Origin of the sequence: Verrucosispora sp. WMMD573 (assembly GCF_027497175.1) — a bacterium.
Lineage (GTDB): Bacteria > Actinomycetota > Actinomycetes > Mycobacteriales > Micromonosporaceae > Micromonospora.
Genome location: NZ_CP114901.1, coordinates 6,221,865 through 6,241,183 on the forward strand (window position 1 = coordinate 6,221,865; position 19,319 = coordinate 6,241,183).

A 19,319-nucleotide genomic window follows, 5' to 3' on the forward strand; every position below is an offset into this window, starting at 1 on the left:
CCGGAGAGGCCGGCATCAGCACCTACGTCGCGCCCCTCAATCACAAGGTGCACATACTGGACAGCACACAAGCGACAGATTCTTGACAAAAATACCGCCGGGACTCGACAGACCGTGAGGAATAACCACAACAATTCGGTCCTTCGCCCCATAACGTCAACCGGAGCAACCCGCGCCCGCCCGCAATCTTCGGGTAAAATTCCTCGGCCCCTCCCAGTAATCCGCAAAGCAGTCCCGCGCCAGCGCCGACCTTCTACAGCGATGGAAATTTGGAGAGCAATGGAAACCTGGGCGATCGTGGCGATCGTTGCCGCTGTAGCAGTGGTAGTTGCGCTGGCAGGCGGGTGGCTCCGGAAGCTTCGAATGCGCTCACCGGAACATGAATTGAACGTCGAGGCGCCGCCGAGTGGGCAACTAAAAGTCCGCCGGTCCCTTTTCTTTCGTAGCAAGGTGAAAAATAGAGGCGCCAAAGTTGATATCGATGAAACTGACTCCTACGACTCGAAGTTCGATATCCGTTGAAGCCAACAGACTTATACAACTTCGACTCACTTCTTTCGTCGTTCCATCACCACGACTGGGATCAGCGACCCTACGTCTCAATCGCCGGAGCTCCAGGATCCGGCAAAACCAAGATATTAGAATACCTCGTAACGAGTCTTATCAGAAATAACGGCCGAGTCCTGCATTTCGACGGCAGGCGCCAGCGAGAAGAGGAAGCTTTACTGCTTCGAGCGCTTGCGTGCGTTTCTCAGGATGAACTAAAGAATACGCGATCCGCTTTGGTGAGAACACCCAACCACATATCCATTGCGAATGCGAACCTTTATAAATCGTCAATTCGAGTAAGGCTTCCTTCCAACTTCTCGATTTTCGGACGACGTCCCGCCCTCGTCGCCACTCCGCAGAGCAAACTCCCCACCCTCTTGGAAGAGATAGGGGAAATAGGTCAGCCAACATGGGTGGCAATTGATCACTTCGACGAGGCAGTCGAACCACTAACCATCGTGGCAGATCATTTTCGAGAACGCATAGTGCGGACCACAGGCCTTTACCTCGTGACTGTTCACTCGAATCGCCCAGCTGCGAGCGGAACTGGCTTTCCCCTGACGCATGGCCCACTCAAGCCCACAGTCTTTGAAGTTGATGCTCTGGGAGTTCACAAGCTCCACGACTGGGCGGGGAAGCTAGGGCTGCAGATCGACTTTAGCGATGCTGAGCTTCTGCATGCACAGACCGATGGATTTGCTGGCGCCGCTTGGACACAGATTATGAGCCTTATCGTCAAAGGCTGGAGCCGAAGCACAGTCAAGAGGGGCCAGCTGAGTCATGACTAAAGCTGGAAGAATAGTCAACGACGATTTCCCAGTCGAAGATTTTCTCATAATGCTGGGCTCCCCGATCTCTAGGTTATTGCTTATCGAAAGGTTTTCCAAAGGGGACGCGTCCATTTACTCAGATGGGCGGTTCACACCCGAAGTGTACGAATCCCTAGCGAGCATCGCTTTTGCACGCGATCCGATATCCGGCGACTTTTATGCGCGCCCCGAGCTAGAGCCCCTTCTACTAGCCACCTTGGTCAGGGTCTACCCCTCGGCGGCGCCCGAGCTAGCTGAAAGGCTAATCACTCGGCAAATTGGCCATGAAGTGCTTGACAGCACGGATTTTATAAGCTGGATGATTCGCCACCGTTGGCATCCACTTGCGTGCGCTTCCGTAGCAGCCGCAGCCGCATTCGCCCCTCACGAGGTCGACGGCATCATCTACGGTTTACGTCGTGGTGACCACGGCACAGACAGAGCGAACCTTGCTCTTACATCTTACGCCACAGCGGCGCAGCGTTGGGCTGCTGCGCTCGAGCCGCCGAGGAATAAGACCGGATATACCTACTTTACATTGAATGCCCTAATAAATTTCGAGCGCCTTCCAATCGAGCGCAGATTCTCACCCCCGCGGACGCCAAAATTTTCCGAGACCGACGGTTTCGTGCCCTTGGCCATCCAACAGGGTCCAAAGAGATCAGGTGCCCGGAATACTACTACTCTTGTAACACAACCACAGACTGCCGGCTACGTCTTAAACCAGCGCAATCCGCTGGCACGGCCAGCGCTACCTAATGGGTGGAGCGAGGCTCCCAGGGATTATCAGGTCCCAATCTTTGGGCTCCCAGAAATCGCCTTGAGCGAAAGCACATTACAGCTCCTTCAGCTAGTCATTGCCGAGCGAGGACCAAGTCAAGTCAATGAGAGGCTAGAGCTTGATGTCGACTCACAGCTAGTACACCGCGAAGCGGCGATCGCGATTTCAGATACGGCGGCGAGCGACCACGTTTTATTTGTATACCTTGGCTCACTTCCCAGCTCGATTGCCGACGCCCTGCCGATAACTGTTACATCGCTTGCCGGCGACCGCCTGATCCCAGGAGGTGGTCCGATAATTAGTAGGTACAGGGCCGAGATGGCTACGGCTTTAGCTCAGGTCACCGACCACGCGATAGGCACAGGCGCAGGCGGGATCGTTATTTCTGCCAGCGATTGGTCGCGCATCGACCGTTCAATTCGGGAGCCATGGCGATTCGTTAGCACCAGCCGAGAGTACGTAGACGTCTCGATGGTTGAGGTCAAGTGGACGGAACCGCTTGGCCCTCACACCACCAGCCGCGAACTTTGGCCTTTTAATGGCGCGTCCAGAGGAATAGTGCCGATAGAAGGATTTAGGAACGGTAGCGACGACAGTTACTCAGTCAAGATTTCACTCTCAGACATGCGGTCACTAAAGGTGTTAGAACTCGATTCGATCCCTCGACCATCAAGTCTTCCGGCACTGACTCGACCGTCCCGCATTCGCGCCTATGTTCAATGGTCGACCGCAGCATATCTCAGCCTTTTCACGTTTGTGACCGTGTGCGCCGCCGCACTCATAGCCCTATCCTTGACTGTGGCGACCGGCGGAGTCTCCAGTTTCGACTACTCCACTCTCTCACTGATCGTGTCTCTGACCTCAGTAACGACGTCACCTTTTATTGCGTACTTGGCCACCGTAGGAAACCGCAAGGAATCGGGGCTATTGAGGTACCGTTCTGCGCTGGTGCGCGCAGCTGCAGTAGCAGGAATCACCCTGCTCTCGTCCGCCGCGTCCCTCCTTTCCGACTCACATTATGTAGCGGAATATGCTGCCGCGACGGTCAACCTGATTGTGGGAGGCTATCTAGTTCTCTCAGCAGGGCTGTCGATCGCTCTCCGACTACGCCTAAGGCCAAGGATCGATAGGTTCTATCACCACCAGCAAACCATATAAGCACAGACGGTCCATCGTTTTTTTCTGACGAAAGGTTTGCATTAGCCGTCCGCGGGTACCACTGCAAAATGCAGCATAACGTTAGCTCCCTTGACGCACCGCACGCTCGCCCTAATGGTCTAGGCAATCTGACGATCGAGGCACTGGGCGAGTTAAGTACGGCGTTGGAGACGATCCACCGTGTACGCGGTCACCTGTACTCCGCTCACCAGCTCGTCGGCGGCGCGGACCTGACCCTTGATCGTGTGGTCGAGCTGCTGCGGCAGGCGGGGCACGACGAGGTGGCCGACCGGGTAGAGCGGGAGTTGCTGGGTCGGAACGTCCTACCGGGCCGTTGGACCTTCCAGATCATGGAGGAGTTCGACGATGGCTACTACGCGGCGTTCCAAGAGGTTGAGCGGTACACCCGGGAGACGCTGGCCGGTGGTCGGCGGCACATCTATGAGGCGGAGATGAAGGAGCGTCGGCGTACCCCTGGGATGCCGGGACATGAAGCTACGCCGGAGGGGTGACCGGCAGCCCGTTCGGGAGCATCGAGGCCAGGGCCATGGCTCTGGCCTCGATGATCTTCATGCGGCCCTCGTACTCGATGGGTTCGCGGTGGGCTGCTTGGCTGGTGACTTGGCCGGGCCATTTGCGGTAGAGCAGGCCGTGTTCGCGGGTGAAGTAGCCCTCGCTGACCGCGCTCGCCGCGAGGAGGAGGCCGGTGTCTTCGGAGGCCGGGAGTGCCATCCAGCCGCCGAGGGCCAGGAGCAGATCCCGGCGGATGCAGAGGGTGGCGGGGTGGACCTGGGCGCGGTAGCCGTTGGCTTGCCAGAAGGCGAGGACGGCACCACGGCCGATGGGTCCGCCGTCCGGGTCCTTGTCCCATCCGATGGTGGAGCCGTCGGGCATCAGGTCCAGGACGCGGGAAGTCGTCCAACCAATGCTCGGATGCGCCTCGAAGGCGGCAATGTCCCGGGCGAGCGCGCCGGCCGTGAGTTGGTCGTCGGCGTCGAGCACCTTGACTAGGTCGCCGGTGACGCGGGAGAGCGCGAGGGTGCGGGCGACACCGGGGCCGCCGGGACGACCGCCGCCGATGCTGATGCGGGGGTCGTCCGGCAGCACCTGGGCCAGTGTTCCGGTCTGCCCGTCCTCCTGGACGAGCCATTGCCAGTCCCACCCGTCGGGCATGTCCTGCTTGACCAACGAGTCGTACGCGCCGGCCAGGTACTCGATGCTGGGCGTGTGGACCGGGGTGATGACCGAGACGAGCTGCGTCACGTTTTCCACCGTTGCAGTTTGTGGGAGTAAACCAGTTCCGTCCGGTCCCCCGGCATCACCACGTCGGCCACCTCGACGACCCGGCCGGCGGTGTCGATGGAGGTCTTGCGCACGGTCAGCACCGAGACGCCGGGGTCAATGTCGAGCAGTTCGGCCTCATCTGGTGACGGCGGACGTGCCCGGACCTCTTCGTCGATGCGGTCCAGCTCGACGCCGATCGTGTAGAGCTGGTGCTGTGAGCCGCCGGGCCAGGGCTCGTTGCTGGCGTCGAGCAGGTCCGGGTTCGCGGCCACCAGGTCATAGGGCAGGTACGAGTACGACATCGTCAGCGGCGCGTTCTCATGCCGCGACGACGTCCAGTACACCCGCCGCAGCAGCGACGTACCCGGCTCAACGTGCAAGGCCGCCGCCATGTCCGCGTCCGCCTCGACGCGGGTGTATTCGGCGTGGAACTTCAGGTCATCAACGGTCAGGCCGGTGTCATGCTCGGTCGCGCCGGTCTTGAGCCGCTCGTCCTGGTCGAGTAGGACCCGGTCCTTCTCCCACTGGTACCGCTCCGCGTTACGCCGCCGTACCCGCTGGCGGGGTGCCCGTACGTAGGTGCCGCGCCCCTGCTCCGCGCGGACCAGGCCCCACTCGCGGAGCTGGCGGATGGCGTTGCGGACACTCGTGCGCGACAGGCCCGACGTGTCGGCCAACTCCGTCTCGGACGGCATCAGCGTGCCGGGGGCAAGTTCCCCGCTCGTGATCTTGACCCGCAACTCTTCGGCGAGTTGCAGGTAACGAGGGCGCCAGTCCCGGCCATGCACACCGGTCACCGTACCCCCTAGACGTTCCAACGACTGCCAGGTGGTCCCACCCGCCGGCCGCTCCGGCACCGCATCCACTGCCACCTGCGGCCGACGCGAACGCTGAGCAGCGACCGGAGTACGGCGGGAGCTGCGGTCAGTGGCGGTCATCGTGTCCCTCCAATGGTTGTCCCTTGGTCATCACCCGCCACCGGGCGTAGGTCAGTTCGTAGATCAGCCGATCGAGCTGGACCCGCGACAGCAGCACGGAGCGCGTCGCCCCGGAGCGAGTCGCGTCGACCTTCACAACCGGGTCACGCCGCCGAAAGCGATCCAGGAGCAGTTGCAGACTCACCCAGCCGCCGCCCTCGCTACCGATCGTGGCCAGCAACCCCCGGTGCATCGGATCGTTCGGCCCGCAGCCCCGGCACCAGTCAGGACACGACGCCTCGTCTTCCGTGTTGGGAGTTTGGGCGTTGGTCGGGTCGTCACTGTCGCCCATGCTCGCCCTCCCCTGGACCGGCCGCTTGCGTCAGGAGCGAGCCGAGCTGGTCGACCAGGTGCTTCGTTTGCGGGAGGGTGAGTTCGGCCCAGCCGGCACCGGCCCGGCAGGAGGCGTGCACCACGACCGCCGGCGGTTCGTCGTCGGAGCCGATCAAGTACGACACGACCAGCCCGGACGACCGGACCTCACCCACCCGCAGCAGCACACCCCGATGGCGTCGCGCCATGTGCGCCAGCACGGGCGGCACCAGATGCCCGCACCGATCCGGCGCGCACCACGCGGGATGGCTCGCCACGGCGGGACGCCTGCTCGTCTGACTCATCGTGGCCACCGCCCACCATTGCCCCGGAAGATCTGCCCTCGGGTCAGCAGCGGCGCATGACGCAACGCCGGCAGCTCACGGGTCCGTTCCATGGCCCAGCGCAGCGGACCGGAATTGCAAGCCGGAGCGGAACCGTCGGAACGGCTACAGGCTGCGGATCGGGACTGCTCCGACTGTCGGCGGGACCGCCAGAACGAGAACCAGGGACGTCGACGATGAGAGCCAGGCATCGCACCTCCACGTGTAGGAGAGCCGGCGGCCGACCAGGGGGAATCAGCCGGCCACCGGCCCGACAGAGGGCACGGCGCACCGTCCGACACCGGACGGATCGGGTATCGCCGAGCCACCTTGTACGCGCGACTACCGCAACCGGCCCACCAGGACGCCGCGCCTCCGCACGACCAGACCGACGAAGCACCACCCCTGATACACGCCGTCATCACAGCCGCACACCCGGAAACGTACCTACAAGTAGACGACTTGTCCATACGTCGAAACGGCCACTTGGTTGGCACTTGGTAAGACAAGTGCCAGGTACGGTGAGTAGGTGCCCACCCCGCACTATGGACAGCCCCGCTACCGCGCCATCGCCGACGAACTGCGGCAGCGCATCGAGAGCGGCTCAATCCCGCCGGGCACCCTTCTGCCGCCCGAGGGGGTGCTCACGGCTGAATTCCGGGCAAGTCGCGGCACGATCCGCCAAGCCATAGCCGTTCTTCGCGAAGACGGATTAACCAGCACAGCGCATGGCAGAGGAACTTTCGTCAACGTCCGCCCGCAGCCTCCCGAGCTCAGCAAGCCCGGCGACCTTGAGACCAGGAAACGTGAGGTGGCCGCCGACGAAGAGCTAGCGACCTTGTTCGGCGTAGAGGCTGGAGAAGTGCTGATCATGCATGAAAACGTCACACGACGAAACGGAGAGGTTGAGGTTGTCGCCAGGACGTATCGGCTGCACAGGAGCCACCACTAGAAACCCGACTCCTGTTCTCCGCCGATCCTGCGGAGAAACGACTCCTTTGCGAGCATAAAGATAGCAACGTTACGACCGCCCTGGAGGGACGCATGAGCGCGAATGTAGGCACGCGACTTTCCACCGCAACACCCTATATCAAGGATCTAAACGTTCAGATACGGAAAGGAGAGATGAAGATACCCCAGTTCCAGCGCCCGTTCGTCTGGGGTGATGACCAAGCCATAGCACTGCTCGACAGTGTCGCCAACAACTACCCTCTCGGGAGTCTCCTCTTATGGCGCACGAGCGATAAACTCGCGACAGAGCGAAACATCGGGGAATTCGTCTTACCACAGACCGACGACATGTCACCCACCGACTACGTACTTGACGGCCAGCAGCGACTCACCGTCCTATATTCGGCCGTGGGAGCCGACCCGGATGCTCCCGGATTCTCCGCGTCGTACGACCTAGAGAAGGAGCGCTTCACTTCCACGCGTTCCGCAGTCGTCGGTCTACATATGTTCCCGATGCGATGGCTCTACCAGACAACCAAGCTCCTGAACTTCCGCACCGCTCTGCAGACGCACCCGAATGCAGCGAAATTACAAGAACGATTTGATGGCCTCGTTGAGGTTTTCACTGGATATCAGATTCCAGTTGTCACACTGAAGGACCTTACTGTCGAAGAAGTGTGCCCAATCTTCGAACGTATCAACAGCTCTGGGACCGCCCTCTCCATCTTCGACCTCATGGTTGCCGCAACATGGTCCAAGCGATTCGACCTGAATGAAACCGTCGAAGAAATCGCTGAAGCCTTGAAGCCGAAGAACTATGGTGAGATTAGTGGCACCAGAGTCCTTAAGTGCCTGGCCGCCGTAAGGAGCGACTCCACGAGCCGAGAAAGAATCTTGGCACTACGGCAACTACGTGAGAAGCCCGCCGATATGGATGGGCTGGTCGAAAAGACAAAGCGCGCAATCTTGCGGGCCGTCGATCAACTCATCACCGACTTCAAGCTTTACTCGATGGACTTCTTGCCATACGAGGCGCATCTTATAATCCTGACTTACATCTATGCAAATAATCCAACCCTAAACGCGGGGCAATTGAGGCGTGTGAGGCAATGGTTCTGGCGGACATCATTCTCGGAGCGATACCGAGGAGCTCCCGACGATTTCGTCACGCGCGACCTAGCTGCGATTCAAAGATTTGTTCTAGAAGGCGACGTACCAGCAGAGGCGTACGGCGCAGTGCCAGACACAGCAACTTTAAAGGGAATGATCTTCCGCAAAAACAATTCCCGATCACGGGCGTTCAGCTTGGCGCTAGCCAAACAGAATCCTCGCAACCTAACGAATGGCAACTCGATCGACACCGCCATCGCGCTCTCGATATACAATAAGAAGCAGTTCCATCACATCTTTCCCGAAGCCTTTTTGAGAAAGACCAAGCCCGAGGTCGAGCGTAACTACGTCCTAAACTTCTGCATGCTTGCAGCATCTGAGAATAACCTGATCAGCGACGCCGACCCACAGGTGTACCTCCCACAAGTCATCAGCGATTTAGGTACTGACGCCGCTCCAGTATTCAAATCCAATCTTATGCCGAAGCCACAGGATTTCGATTACAGCACCGCATCACTGGAATCGTTTATCGATGCAAGAGTCGGGATAGTGCAAGCAGCGATTGAATCTCTTTGCACCGGCCTTCATTGATTCGCGATCATATCCAAGTCGAGTAGAGGCAGTACCGAGAGCTGTGGGGTTAGCCGAAAGGTCTGACGAAGCACTCGCATCTCGGTTGCACTCTCCAACGCTTTGGCAGACAAGCTGACATCCGTGTAAGTAGTTCACCCAGCAGTTGCCGATTTCCTCTGTCTTGGATCAAGGCACCGCGCTCCGCGCGGTGCACGGCGGCAAGCCCGGCCGGCGGCAAGCCGCCCCGGCCGCCTACGGCGCCGGGGCGGTAAGCCACCGACAGCCGCCGGGACACCGCCCCACAGCCAGGGCTCAGCTCAGCGCGAGTTCGTCCGGGAAGCGCGCATGAAGCGCGGCGACCGCATGCCGCAGGCAGTAGTCCAGGCTGTGGCCGTCCACCCTGATCGACGCACCATCGAGCCGCTGACCCGAGATCACCACAGTCCAGGGCTTACGCTCCCGCTCCCCGTCAATCTTGACCAGCCCGACCAGACCCATCTCCCCCAGGTGCTCCAGCAGCTCCGGCACGCACTCATCCCACCTCATCCACGAATGGGACCACCGAGGCCGCCACGGAAGCCAGCGGATCGGCCTGGTCGTGCGTCGGGGCTTCCGGCTGCCGCGCCAGTCCAACCCCGGGACTGGCTTGCCACCGGATCACCGGGTCACGGCACCAGCTCCACCGCCGGGACGTCCCCGACTCTCCCCCACAGCCGCCGGCCCCACTTGGGAACCGTCGAGCACGAGCCCGGAGACGGCCCACGGCGGCACAGCTAGACCGACTTGAGACGAGGCCGACTGAGCCGGCGCTCAGGGCTTCTCCAGGGCGTCAGGGCGTCGTCAGGGCGTCAAACACCGGCCAAAGTTGACCAACGACGACCATCGACACCCGGACATAGGAACAGCTCAGAGCCTTGATCGGGGCTCTGAGCTGGTGGGCGACGGACGAGTCGACCTGTACGCCGGATTCTGTGCGCGGCGCGCACCTGGGTGCGTGCCGGCGGCGGCCATCCATCTCGGCCTGCCGTTGCCGACAGGCTCCTGCGGCCTACCCGCAGACATCGGGCGGGCCGCCCTCAAGCGTCTGCGCGGGCGTCATCCTGCGATGGCAGCCCTTTCTTGGCCTTGCTCCGGGTGGGGTTTACCGAGCCATCCCGGTCGCCCGGGATGCTGGTGGGCTCTTACCCCACCGTTTCACCCTTACCGTCCCCGATGGGGCCGGCGGTCTGTTTTCTGTGGCACTGTCCCGCGGGTCGCCCCGGGTTGCCGTTAGCAACCACCCTGCCCTGTGGAGTCCGGACGTTCCTCGGCGGCGGACCGCAGCCCGCCGACGCGACCGCCCGGTCGACTCGTCCGTCGCGCACCCATCCTAACGACACCGGGTCCGCGACTATTGCCGCGCCTAGGCCAGCAAGGCTCGCACAGGTCCCCTTGCGGGCAGCCGGCGATCGTGGCAGTGGAGGTGGTTCCTGGCCGGCATGTCGGCCAGCTTCGCTGCCACGATCGCGTTTGAGGCGGGCTCGGGCGTGGCCGCGGCTCAGGGAGGGGTGTACGGATAATGGGGTGGTGACGATGCCGCCGTTTCCTGAACCGACTGCGCCGGCCGACGGGCGGGCCGAGGTGTTCCTGCGCTACCTCGATTATTTTCGGGACGGCGTACTGGCGAGGGCGGCCGGGCTGACCGAGGAGGAGCGGCGGGACAGCCGGCTGCCGTCCGGTTGGACCCCGCTGGAGTTGCTCAAGCACCTGCGCCACGTGGAGCTTCGCTGGATCGAGTGGGGGTTCCAGGGGCGCGACGTCGCGGACCCGTGGGGCGATCACCGAGGCGACCGGTGGTACGTCGCGCCGGAGGAGAGCTTCGCGGAGCTGGCGGCCGCGCTGCGGGCTCAGGGCGCTCACACCCGGGCGGTGGTCGAGGGCACCGATCTGGCCGCACGGGGAGCGCCGGGGCCGCGGTGGGCGGGCGCGGATCCGGCGTCGTTGGAGCGGGTGATGTTCCACCTGGTGCAGGAGTATGCGCGCCACCTCGGTCACCTCGACATCGTGACCGAGTTGGCCGGTGGCCCGGTCGGCGAGTAGCCGGGGAGGGCAACCGGCGCAGGAGCCGGACCGCTAGCCTGCGGATCGTGGAACTCGCCGAAGCCGCGTTACTGCTCGCCGCCGGACTCGCCGCGGGTACGGTCAACGCGGTGGCCGGCGGTGGTTCGCTGATCACGTTTCCGGCGTTGCTCGCGATCGGGTTGCCGCCGGTGCCGGCGAACGTCACCAACTCGCTGTCGGTCGCTCCCGGGTATCTGGCCGCAGTGGCGGGCAGCCGGGTGGATCTGCCCCGGTCGCGGCTGCTGGTCGCGTTGGTGCCCACCACCGTGGTCGGGGCGCTGGTCGGTGCGGGGCTGCTCCTGGTCACCCCGGCACGGGCGTTCGAGCTGGTCGTACCGTTCCTGGTGCTGGGGGCGACCGCGCTGCTGGCGTTCCAGGACCCGCTGCGCCGGCTGGTCGGCCACCCGCGTGACCTGACGCCGCGCCGCCGGGCCGTGACCGTTCAGGTGGTGGTGGCGCTGGCCGCGGTGTACGGCGGCTACTTCGGCGCCGCCGTCGGGGTCATGCTGGTCGCCGGGTTGGCCCTGGTGCTGGACGCGACACTGGCCCGGGTGAGCGCGATCAAGAATCTGCTGTCCGCCGTGATCGGCCTGACCACTGTGGTCGTCTTCGCCATCGCCGGCCCGGTCAACTGGGCCGGTGTCGCGGTGGTCGCCCCCGCCACGCTTGTCGGCGGGTACGCCGGCGCCCGCCTGGTCCGCCGGCTTCCCTCGGTGGTCCTGAAGACCATCATCGTCGTCTTCGGCACCGTGATCGGCACCTATCTCCTCTGGCGCGTCCTCTCCTGAACCCGCGATCTTGCACTCCCTGACCCCGCAAATCGGGCATCAGTTACTTTTCGCCGACCAAAGGTGCAAGATCGACGAGGGCGGGGCTGGGCTGTCAGAGGTCGACGAGGTGGGCGGTTTCGTTTACCGAGCGGACGGCGACGCCGCCGTCGGGCCAGCGGTCCAGCACCGAGACGCCCGCCGCGTCGAGGTAGAGCCGGTGCAGGAAGGAGTCGGTGGCGGCGAGCGCGTCGCGCAGCATCAGCTTGATCGGCGAGACGTGCGAGACCACCACGACGGTCTGCCCGGGGTACGCGTCGAGCAGCCGTCGCACCACCCGGTCGCACCGTTCGGCGACGGCGGCGAACGACTCGCCGTCCGGCGGGGCGACCCGGGTGGAGGCGAGCCAGGCGTCGAGTTCACCGGCCCAGCCCTCGCGTACCTCGGCGAAGGTGCGCCCCTCCCAGGCGCCGAAGTCGCATTCGATGAGTTCGTCGTCGCGGCGTACCGGCAGGTCACCGACGGCGGCCGCGATCGCCTCGGCGGTCGCCGTGCACCGGGACAGCGGTGAGCTGACCACGGCCACGGCGTCCGGCGCGAGCGCGGCCACCCGCGCGGCCGTGGCCCGCACCTGGGCCTGGCCCTTGCCGCTGAGCGGGATGTCACCGCGACCGGAGTACCGGCCCTGCTCGGTGTACTCGGTCTCGCCGTGCCGGACCAGGACGAGCCGGGTGGCGGTGAAGCTGGGTCGGGGCTCCCAGGACACCGGCGCGCTGGTCAGGTCGGCACCCGGTGATTCGGCCCGGGCGGCGACCTCGGCGGCACCGCCACCGGCGGGTTCCGGGCCACCGAGGCGACGCGGCGGCTCGACCACGCGGGGCGGCTCGACGGCCGGCGCGGCGACGCCGGACGAGGCGGCGGCGTCCATCGCGGCGTTGGCCAGGGCGTCGGCGTGGGTGTTGCGATCCCGGGGGATCCAGCTGAACCGTACGGCGGTGAACCGGCCGACCAGTTGGGCGGCCTCGGCGGCCAACGGGCGTAGACCAGGGTGCTTGATCTGCCAGCGACCGCACATCTGCTCGACGACCAGCTTGGAGTCCATCCGCACCTCGACCTCGTCGGCACCGAGTTCGGCGGCGGCGGCCAGGCCGGCGATCAGTCCGCGGTACTCGGCGACGTTGTTGGTGGCGGTGCCGATCGCCTCGTTCCGCTCGGCCAGCACCTCGCCGGTGGCCGGGTCGCGGAGCACCGCCCCGTACCCGGCCGGCCCGGGGTTGCCCCGGGATCCGCCGTCGGCCTCGACGAGGACCGCGCGCGTGGCCACCGGTTACAGTCCGGACTCGTTGGTGCGGACCATGATCCGGCGACACTCCTCGCAGCGGACCACATCGTCGGGGTCGGCCTTGCGGATCCGGGCCAGGTCGGCGCCGGAGAGCTCCAGTCGGCATCCGCCGCAGCGACCAGCGGTCAGCAGCGCGGCGCCGAGTCCGGTGTCGGTGCGGATCCGGTCGTAGAGCTGCACCAGGTCGGCGGGCAGGTCGTTGGCGAGGGGCTGGCGGGCGGAGCGCTTGAACTCCTCCTCGCGTCCGATCTCGGCGAGGTTGTCGTCGCGCCGCTGCTCGGTGGCGGCCCGCCGTTCCCGCACCTCGCCCAGTCGCTGCTCCACCCCGTCCAGCACCGACTGGGCGGTTTCCCGCTGCTCCATCAGCTCCAGCTCGGCGTCCTCCAGGTCGCTCTGCCGGCGGTTGAGCGAGGCCAGCTCGTGCTGGAGCGCCTCCAACTCACGGGCCGGGCCGGTGCCGGCGGCCAGCCGATCCTCGTCCTTGGTCTTGCGCGCCCGGACCTGGTCCACGTCCTTCTCCAGCCGGGCGATGTCGCGGTCCAGGTCGTCGACCGCGACCTGGGCGCGGACCCGCTCGTCCTCCAGGGCGGACAGCTCCCGGGCGAGGGCCTCCAGTTCGGCCCGCTCGGGCAACGACCGACGCCGGTGGGCGAGCTGGGCGAGGGCGGTGTCGATCGCCTGGAGATCGAGCAGGCGGCGCTGGACCTGGGGGTCAGCCTTCACGGTCGGGCTCCTTGTCGTCCGCTGCGGGTTCGTCCGGGCGCGCGTTCGTCCGGTGCGGTGAGGCGGCGTGCACGGTCCACGGGTCGGTGTCCAGGTCGGACACCAGGGTCTCGACGCCGGGCGCGGCCCGTAGCAGCGCCGCGAGGTCGTCCAGCCACGGCCGTTCGGTGGCCCAGTGGGTGGCGTCGAGCAACGCTGGGCCTCCGGTGGCGAGGTGCTCGCCGGCCGGATGGTGGCGCAGGTCCGAGGTGAGGTAGGCGTCCACCCCGGCGGCGGTGGCGTCGGCCAGGAAACTGTCCCCGGCGCCACCGCAGACCGCCAGGGTACGCACCAGGCGGGCCGGATCGCCTGCGGCGCGCACCCCGGCGGCGGTGGCCGGTAGTGCGGCGGCGGCCCGCCGGGCCAGGTCAGCCAGGGTCAGCGGTTGGGGCAGCCGGCCGATCCGGCCGGCACCGCGCCCCTCCCCTTCGGCGGGGGTACCGGGGCGGGCCGGTCGCAGCGGGCGCAGGTCGAGCAGGCCAAACCGGGCGGCGAGGGCGTCGGACACGCCCGGTACGGCCACGTCGGCGTTGGTGTGCGCGACGTACAGCGCAACATCAGCCTTGATCAACTGGTGGACGATGCGGCCCTTGTAGGTGGTCGGCGCCACCGACGAGACCCCGCGCAGCAGCAGCGGATGATGGGCGATGATCATGTCGACGCCCGCGTCGAGCGCCTCCGCGACCGTCTCGGGTACCACGTCCACGACGCAGAGGAGCCGGCGGACGGGGGCGGACGGCTCACCGAGCACCAGGCCGACCCGATCCCACTCCTCGGCCCAGGCCGGCGGGTAGTGCCGCGCCACCTCGGCCACCACGTCGGCGACGGTCGGCACGGCTGCGGTTGTGCTCACGGCCGGTGAGCTTACCGGCGTCAGCGCGTCCACCGGACGTCACCCGGCCGCGGACCTTGCCGCGGCCGGGCCGTGAACTCTGCGGCGGCCGGTACCGAGCTGTGCCCGGGCCCGACCGGCGGCATCAGCTGTGGGATGCCGGTCAACCGGTCCGGCAGAGGTGGTCACGCACGGCGGTCAGCGGCAGCGCCCACGGAAAGGTGTGCTGGTGTCGCTCACCCGTCCCGGGCGGATGCAGGGGGTAGACGTCGTCACCGAAGAGCACGCCCACCCCCCATTCGGAGAGCCGCGCGAGGCCCGCCCGGAAGGCGGGGTGGGCGGCCATCGCCGCGTTGGTGTACGGCACGGCCACCAGCGGTATCCCCCGGCCCTGGGCCTCGACCAGCAGCCCCAGGGCGAGGGTGTCCGCGATGCCGGCCACCCACTTGTTGACGGTGTTGACCGTGGCCGGACAGACGATCATGGCGTCGGCGGTGGGCAGCACGTCGGGGTCGCCCGGGTTTTTGTAGTGCGTGCGTACCGGGTGACCGGTCTGACGGGCCAGGGCGGTGCGATCGACGAACTTGGCACCGTCGGGCGTGGTGATCACGCAGACGTCCCAGCCGTCCTGCTGGGCAAGGTCGACGAGCCGGCCCACGTCTCGGGCCAGTGGTGAGCCACAGGCGATGATGTAGAGCACCTGGCGGTGCCCGTCGTGGCGGTGCGAACCGGTCATGCCGGCTCCGAGGTCATACTCCTACTCCCATGTGCTCAGCCAACTCCGCGATCGGAGAAGGCGGCGCACCACGTGTGCGACGAAGGACGTCCGACATCACCTCATGGGCGATCGGGCGGCAGCGAATCTCGGACGGTGCCAGGCGGTCACCGCGCAGCAGCATCTCGCCGGCGTTGGCCACGTCGCCGATCAGAGCGAAACCCCGGGCCAGGTCGAGCAGGTGATGCGCCCGGCGTTCGGGCAGCATGGCGTCGAACAGCGCGGGCTCGATTCTCTGGCGGTGCACCTCGACGGCCCGGCCGCCGTCGCCCAGCTCGACGGCGGCCGCCGCCCGGTGCAGCTCCACATTCGTCGGCCCGAACGAGGTCCAGTAGTGGTTGTGGTCGCCGCCGAGCTCGACCGCCGCCGCGTGGGCTCCGTCGAGCAGATCTTCGACGGTGGCGCTGTCACCGATGCGTGAGGCGGCCATCGCACCCTGGAGCAGCAGCATCCCGTAGACGGAGAGGCGTTCGGGACGACTGTCGTTGCCGCCGCCCGGGGCCAGTTGGTTGGCGATCCGCACGTTCAGCTCAAGCGCCGGCCGGGGCCGACCCATCGCCACCAGCGCGTTGCAGACCCGGGTGGCGGCCACCCCGGCGAGCAGCTGGTCGTCGGCGCGCTGGGCGACGGCGATGGAACGGTCGGCGGCGAGCCAGGCGAGATCGCACTCGCCGAGTTTGCGCAACACCGAGGAGGCGAGCTGGTAGACCTGCCCGAGCAGGTGGGCGGCACGCTGGGACTGGTCTCCCCCGTACGCCGCGTCGGCCGCCTGGGCATCGCGGAGCAGCTTCGGCAGGGCCCGGGTGAGCATCCCGTAGCGCCCGTACTGGTAGGTGAGCCAGGCGTGGGTGACCGCCTTGCTCATGTCGGCCAGCGGCGGTGGGCTCGGTGCCGCGTCGAAGTACGCGCTGATCGAGTCGTACCGCTCCAGCGCGGCCCGGATCTCCTCGACCTCGAACTGGTCGATGCAGTTGAGCGCGTCGGTACGCCGCTCCGGATCCTTGCCGAGCAGCAACTGCACGTCCATCTGAAGGATGTCGGCGATCTCGTAGAGCACGGAGAACTTGTCCAGCCGCCGCACACCCCGCTCGATCTTGTCGACCCAGCTCTTCGACTTGCCCAACCGGTCGGCGAAGACCTGCTGAGACATTTTCCGCCGGCCGCGCCAGTACGCCACCCGCCGCCCGATGGGTAGCTCGTCCATCTCCCCAGTCCTCCCTCTGCTGGAGCCCTGGCCGAGGGCCGGGGGCCGTTCCGTGGGCGCGGCGATCCGTCCGGATCTCAAGTTTTCGCTGGTCGCACAGGAGGTGCGTCAGCCGTCCGGCCGAGCCTCGTACTTTCGTGCAAGTTGCATCGGCCACTTTGTCAAACAAAACGATGGCGGGCTACGGCAGTGACGGGTCTCGAGGTACGAGCTGACGCCGGTCAGGCGCGGCGAGGGGAGATGGCACCAATGTGGGGGAATGTCGCACCGCACGTGGCGCGTCTGTCGCCGTTGGAACGGGTACGGCTGCGCCGGATCGCCGTGCGGTACGCCTTGCACGGCTGGGCCATCACCCCGGGCGCCTGCCTGGCGCGGAACCGCTTCGTCTGCGGCCGGGCCGGCTGCCCGACCGTCGGCTGCCATCCTGCTCTGGAGGACTGGGAGCACGCGGCCAGCACCGACCCGGCGCGAGTGGCCACCTGGTGGCGGTCCCGGCCACATGGCGTACTGCTGCCCACCGGCCGCTCCTTCGACGTGCTGGAGGTTCCCGCCCACCTGGGCCGGCTGGTTCTGGATGCGGTGCGCGTCCACCCGGTCGGCCCGGGGGTACGCGGACCGGTGCTGGTCACCCCGACCGGGCGGTGGATGTTCCTGGTCCGGCCGGGCGACCCGCTGCGACCGGAACTGGAGCACTGTTTCGACGTGGTGCTGCACGGTCGTGGCTCGTGGATTCCGGCGCCACCCACCCGGCTGCCCGAGGGCCAGGTCCGCTGGGCGGTGGCACCGGAACAGGCCCGGTGGCAGCTACCGGACGCCTACCTGGTGCAGAACACGCTGGTCGAGGCGCTGCGTGCGACTGGCGTGACGCTGACGTCGGCGCTGGTCCCCGGGCACCTTCCGCTGCCCCGCCGAGGCCGCTGAACGGGCACCGGGCTCGGCCGTCGCCGGCCCCTGCCGGACCGCCTCCGGCACCTGCCTCGCCGCGCTCCGCCGCACCGGCAGCGAGACCCGAACCTACCGGCGCTCGTTGAATCCTTCGACGGCGCGCCCGCGCCGGGAGCGGGGATGCGATGTCCACCGGCGACACCAGAAACCACCCGGGCGGAGCAGAGCCGCCCCGGCGACACCGACCCGGCCACCGATGGGCGGCCACCCGTCCCCCGGGCGCCCGGCCCGGCCGTCCCCGGCCAACCGGATCCCGCCCAGCCACCACCCACCGCCCAGCCCGCTGGCCCTGACCCGGTTCCCCTCCGGCACGGCGCCACATCATTAGCCAGCTCACCGCAGCGCCGGACCCGTGGCAGCGGCGATGGTCTCCGGCCGGCGCGTCGACAGCCATGACTGCCCCGGCACAGTCTGCTGGCGTGGGACGGGGGCCTAGTTGGTCAGTGGCAGGTTGGTGGAGTGCAGGCACCGCGCGTCGTCGGTGACCACCACGTGCCGGTGCCCGGGCAGCCGATCCAGCCAGCCGATCCCCGCCAGGCCCATGGCCACCGCCGCGGTGGCGTACGCGTCGGCCAACCCGAGGTCGTGCCCGACCACCGTCACCGAGCGCAGACCCCGGGCGGGCGCGCCACGACGAGGATCCCGCACGTGCGGGCCACGTTCGTAGACACCCGACGTGGCGACCGCCAGGTCTGTCCCGGTGAGCACCACGCATACCGCCGCCGGGTTCCACGGGTGCCGCACACCGATCCGCCACGGCAGCCCGGTCGAGGAGCGGCCCCGCACCCGGACGTCACCACCGGCGTTCAGGCAGTGGTTGTCGACGCCCGTCGCGCGCAACCGGTCCGAGGCCACCTGGACCGCCCAGCCCTTGACGTACCCGGACGGATCCAACCGCCCGGTGGCGTACGCGTCGAAGAAGCCGTCGGTGACGCTCCACAGGTCGGCGCACCGTTCCAGCACCCGGCGCAGGTCGGCCGACGCCTCGGACAGCAGCAGTTCGCCCCGGTCGAAGCGACACACCTCGCTGTCCGGCCGGTACGTGCTGAACCTCGCGTCCACCTCGCGCAGCCAGGCGAACACCTCGTCGGCCAGCGCGGCCAGCTCGGTCGTGGGCCGGTCGTCGGCGATGTCGAGACTGACCGGGGTGCCCATCACGTGTTCGACCCGACGCAGCCCGGGTCGGGTCGAGGTGTCCGCGCTCATCGGGTCTGGTCGATCGCGGCCTGCAAGGACCGTCGGTAGGAGTCGCTGGTCGCGGTCGCGCCCGAGATGGTGTCCAGGTCGGCGCTCTGCCGTTCCACCACCATCCCCACCGCACCGCTGTACCGGCTGTCGACCTGGTCGCTGCGCTGGTCGGACTGGGCCGTCCCGCGCGGCAACCGCTGCGCCGCCGCATTGACGATCTGATCGCCGACCACCGTGATGCGGACCTGTACGTCGCCGAACTCGTTGCTCACCACCGGACCGACGAGCGTGCTGGCGGTGGGTGTCGCGGCAGCCGGGCCGGCCCGGGACGCGGCGGGGGTACTCGGTGTGCCGCTCGCAGCGGACCGGCTCGGGCCGGCAGCGCTGCGCGTCGGTCCCGGCGCGGCGTCGGCCTGCGGCGTCGTCTCGTCCGAGCCGGCCGCTGGCGCCGCCCCCTCGGCGGCGGGCACCTCCCGGACGGGTTGGCCGGTGCCCGGGGCGGCCTTGAACACCACCAGCGCGGCGGTGCTGGCGGCCAGGCCGGTGATCGCGAGGAGCGGGCGGCGCATTCGGTGGC

At 66.7% G+C, this 19,319-nt stretch carries 19 protein-coding genes and 1 other RNA gene; 7 read left to right on the top strand and 13 right to left on the bottom strand.

Annotated elements, in window-relative coordinates:
* Nucleotides 1-1,329: 1,329 nt before the first annotated feature.
* Both O7601_RS28125 and O7601_RS28130 read left to right on the top strand, forming a co-directional pair.
* Nucleotides 1,330-3,297 (top strand): hypothetical protein, encoded by a 1,968-nt coding sequence (locus O7601_RS28125; RefSeq protein WP_281564058.1) that lies wholly within the window; start codon nucleotides 1,330-1,332, stop codon nucleotides 3,295-3,297.
* A 68-nt stretch (nucleotides 3,298-3,365) separates the two neighbouring features.
* A complete protein-coding gene (locus tag O7601_RS28130; RefSeq protein WP_281564059.1) occupies nucleotides 3,366-3,809 on the top strand; it encodes a hypothetical protein in 444 nt (147 codons plus the stop codon).
* Here O7601_RS28130 and O7601_RS28135 read toward each other — a convergent pair.
* The 4 genes from O7601_RS28135 to O7601_RS28150 all read right to left on the bottom strand — a co-directional run bounded on the left by O7601_RS28135 (nucleotide 3,793) and on the right by O7601_RS28150 (nucleotide 6,175).
* Entirely contained in the window at nucleotides 3,793-4,569 is a 777-nt protein-coding gene (locus tag O7601_RS28135; RefSeq protein WP_281564060.1) for a glycosyltransferase, read from the bottom strand. The two genes, O7601_RS28130 and O7601_RS28135, sit on opposite strands and share 17 nt — an antisense overlap.
* Nucleotides 4,557-5,378 (bottom strand): GntR family transcriptional regulator, encoded by an 822-nt coding sequence (locus O7601_RS28140; RefSeq protein ID WP_281564061.1) that lies wholly within the window; start codon nucleotides 5,376-5,378, stop codon nucleotides 4,557-4,559. The genes O7601_RS28135 and O7601_RS28140 overlap by 13 nt, the downstream gene beginning before the upstream one ends.
* Before the next feature lie 127 nt (nucleotides 5,379-5,505).
* Nucleotides 5,506-5,850, bottom strand: a complete 345-nt coding sequence (locus tag O7601_RS28145; protein ID WP_281564062.1) for a hypothetical protein — start codon at nucleotides 5,848-5,850, stop codon at nucleotides 5,506-5,508.
* A complete protein-coding gene (locus O7601_RS28150; RefSeq protein ID WP_281564063.1) occupies nucleotides 5,837-6,175 on the bottom strand; it encodes a hypothetical protein in 339 nt (112 codons plus the stop codon). Before O7601_RS28150 ends, O7601_RS28145 begins: the two co-directional genes overlap by 14 nt.
* 547 nt (nucleotides 6,176-6,722) lie before the next feature.
* Between O7601_RS28150 and O7601_RS28155 the strand changes: the two genes are divergently transcribed.
* Both O7601_RS28155 and O7601_RS28160 read left to right on the top strand, forming a co-directional pair.
* Nucleotides 6,723-7,145: a GntR family transcriptional regulator gene (locus tag O7601_RS28155; RefSeq protein WP_281564064.1), complete on the top strand. Its 423-nt coding sequence runs from the start codon at nucleotides 6,723-6,725 to the stop codon at nucleotides 7,143-7,145.
* 92 nt (nucleotides 7,146-7,237) lie between these two features.
* Nucleotides 7,238-8,845 carry a DUF262 domain-containing protein gene (locus tag O7601_RS28160; RefSeq protein WP_281564065.1) on the top strand — a complete coding sequence of 536 codons (1,608 nt, stop codon included), beginning with the start codon at nucleotides 7,238-7,240 and terminating at the stop codon, nucleotides 8,843-8,845.
* Nucleotides 8,846-9,139: 294 nt separating this feature from the next.
* On the opposite strand, the gene O7601_RS28165 is transcribed toward O7601_RS28160, so the two are convergent.
* Nucleotides 9,140-9,373 (bottom strand): hypothetical protein, encoded by a 234-nt coding sequence (locus tag O7601_RS28165; protein WP_281564066.1) that lies wholly within the window; start codon nucleotides 9,371-9,373, stop codon nucleotides 9,140-9,142.
* Between the two features lie 396 nt (nucleotides 9,374-9,769).
* Nucleotides 9,770-10,179: RNase P RNA component class A (gene rnpB, locus O7601_RS28170), an RNA gene on the bottom strand.
* Between the two features lie 220 nt (nucleotides 10,180-10,399).
* Between rnpB and O7601_RS28175 the strand changes: the two genes are divergently transcribed.
* Both O7601_RS28175 and O7601_RS28180 read left to right on the top strand, forming a co-directional pair.
* The gene (locus O7601_RS28175) at nucleotides 10,400-10,906 is read left to right on the top strand and encodes a DinB family protein (RefSeq protein WP_281564067.1); all 507 of its coding nucleotides are present in this window, start codon (nucleotides 10,400-10,402) and stop codon (nucleotides 10,904-10,906) included.
* Nucleotides 10,907-10,953: 47 nt separating this feature from the next.
* Entirely contained in the window at nucleotides 10,954-11,715 is a 762-nt protein-coding gene (locus O7601_RS28180) for a sulfite exporter TauE/SafE family protein (RefSeq protein ID WP_281564068.1), read from the top strand.
* A 94-nt stretch (nucleotides 11,716-11,809) separates the two neighbouring features.
* On the opposite strand, the gene O7601_RS28185 is transcribed toward O7601_RS28180, so the two are convergent.
* The 5 genes from O7601_RS28185 to O7601_RS28205 form a co-directional block, all read right to left on the bottom strand.
* Complete coding sequence (locus O7601_RS28185) at nucleotides 11,810-13,018, bottom strand: bifunctional RNase H/acid phosphatase (RefSeq protein WP_281564069.1); 1,209 nt, start codon at nucleotides 13,016-13,018, stop codon at nucleotides 11,810-11,812.
* A gap of 3 nt (nucleotides 13,019-13,021) precedes the next feature.
* Nucleotides 13,022-13,759 carry a C4-type zinc ribbon domain-containing protein gene (locus tag O7601_RS28190; protein ID WP_281564070.1) on the bottom strand — a complete coding sequence of 246 codons (738 nt, stop codon included), beginning with the start codon at nucleotides 13,757-13,759 and terminating at the stop codon, nucleotides 13,022-13,024.
* Complete coding sequence (locus tag O7601_RS28195; RefSeq protein ID WP_281564071.1) at nucleotides 13,749-14,651, bottom strand: Nif3-like dinuclear metal center hexameric protein; 903 nt, start codon at nucleotides 14,649-14,651, stop codon at nucleotides 13,749-13,751. Before O7601_RS28195 ends, O7601_RS28190 begins: the two co-directional genes overlap by 11 nt.
* A 142-nt stretch (nucleotides 14,652-14,793) precedes the next feature.
* Nucleotides 14,794-15,366, bottom strand: coding sequence for a flavoprotein (locus O7601_RS28200; RefSeq protein WP_281564072.1), 573 nt, complete (start codon nucleotides 15,364-15,366; stop codon nucleotides 14,794-14,796).
* 13 nt (nucleotides 15,367-15,379) lie between these two features.
* Nucleotides 15,380-16,609 (bottom strand): helix-turn-helix domain-containing protein, encoded by a 1,230-nt coding sequence (locus tag O7601_RS28205; protein WP_281564073.1) that lies wholly within the window; start codon nucleotides 16,607-16,609, stop codon nucleotides 15,380-15,382.
* Nucleotides 16,610-16,849: 240 nt separating this feature from the next.
* Between O7601_RS28205 and O7601_RS28210 the strand changes: the two genes are divergently transcribed.
* Nucleotides 16,850-17,530: a bifunctional DNA primase/polymerase gene (locus O7601_RS28210; protein ID WP_281564074.1), complete on the top strand. Its 681-nt coding sequence runs from the start codon at nucleotides 16,850-16,852 to the stop codon at nucleotides 17,528-17,530.
* A 456-nt stretch (nucleotides 17,531-17,986) separates the two neighbouring features.
* Here O7601_RS28210 and O7601_RS28215 read toward each other — a convergent pair whose 3' ends face one another.
* Both O7601_RS28215 and O7601_RS28220 read right to left on the bottom strand, forming a co-directional pair.
* Nucleotides 17,987-18,709, bottom strand: coding sequence for an FAD:protein FMN transferase (locus O7601_RS28215; protein ID WP_281567076.1), 723 nt, complete (start codon nucleotides 18,707-18,709; stop codon nucleotides 17,987-17,989).
* A 47-nt stretch (nucleotides 18,710-18,756) separates the two neighbouring features.
* A complete protein-coding gene (locus O7601_RS28220; protein WP_281564075.1) occupies nucleotides 18,757-19,311 on the bottom strand; it encodes an FMN-binding protein in 555 nt (184 codons plus the stop codon).
* Nucleotides 19,312-19,319 lie beyond the last annotated feature (8 nt).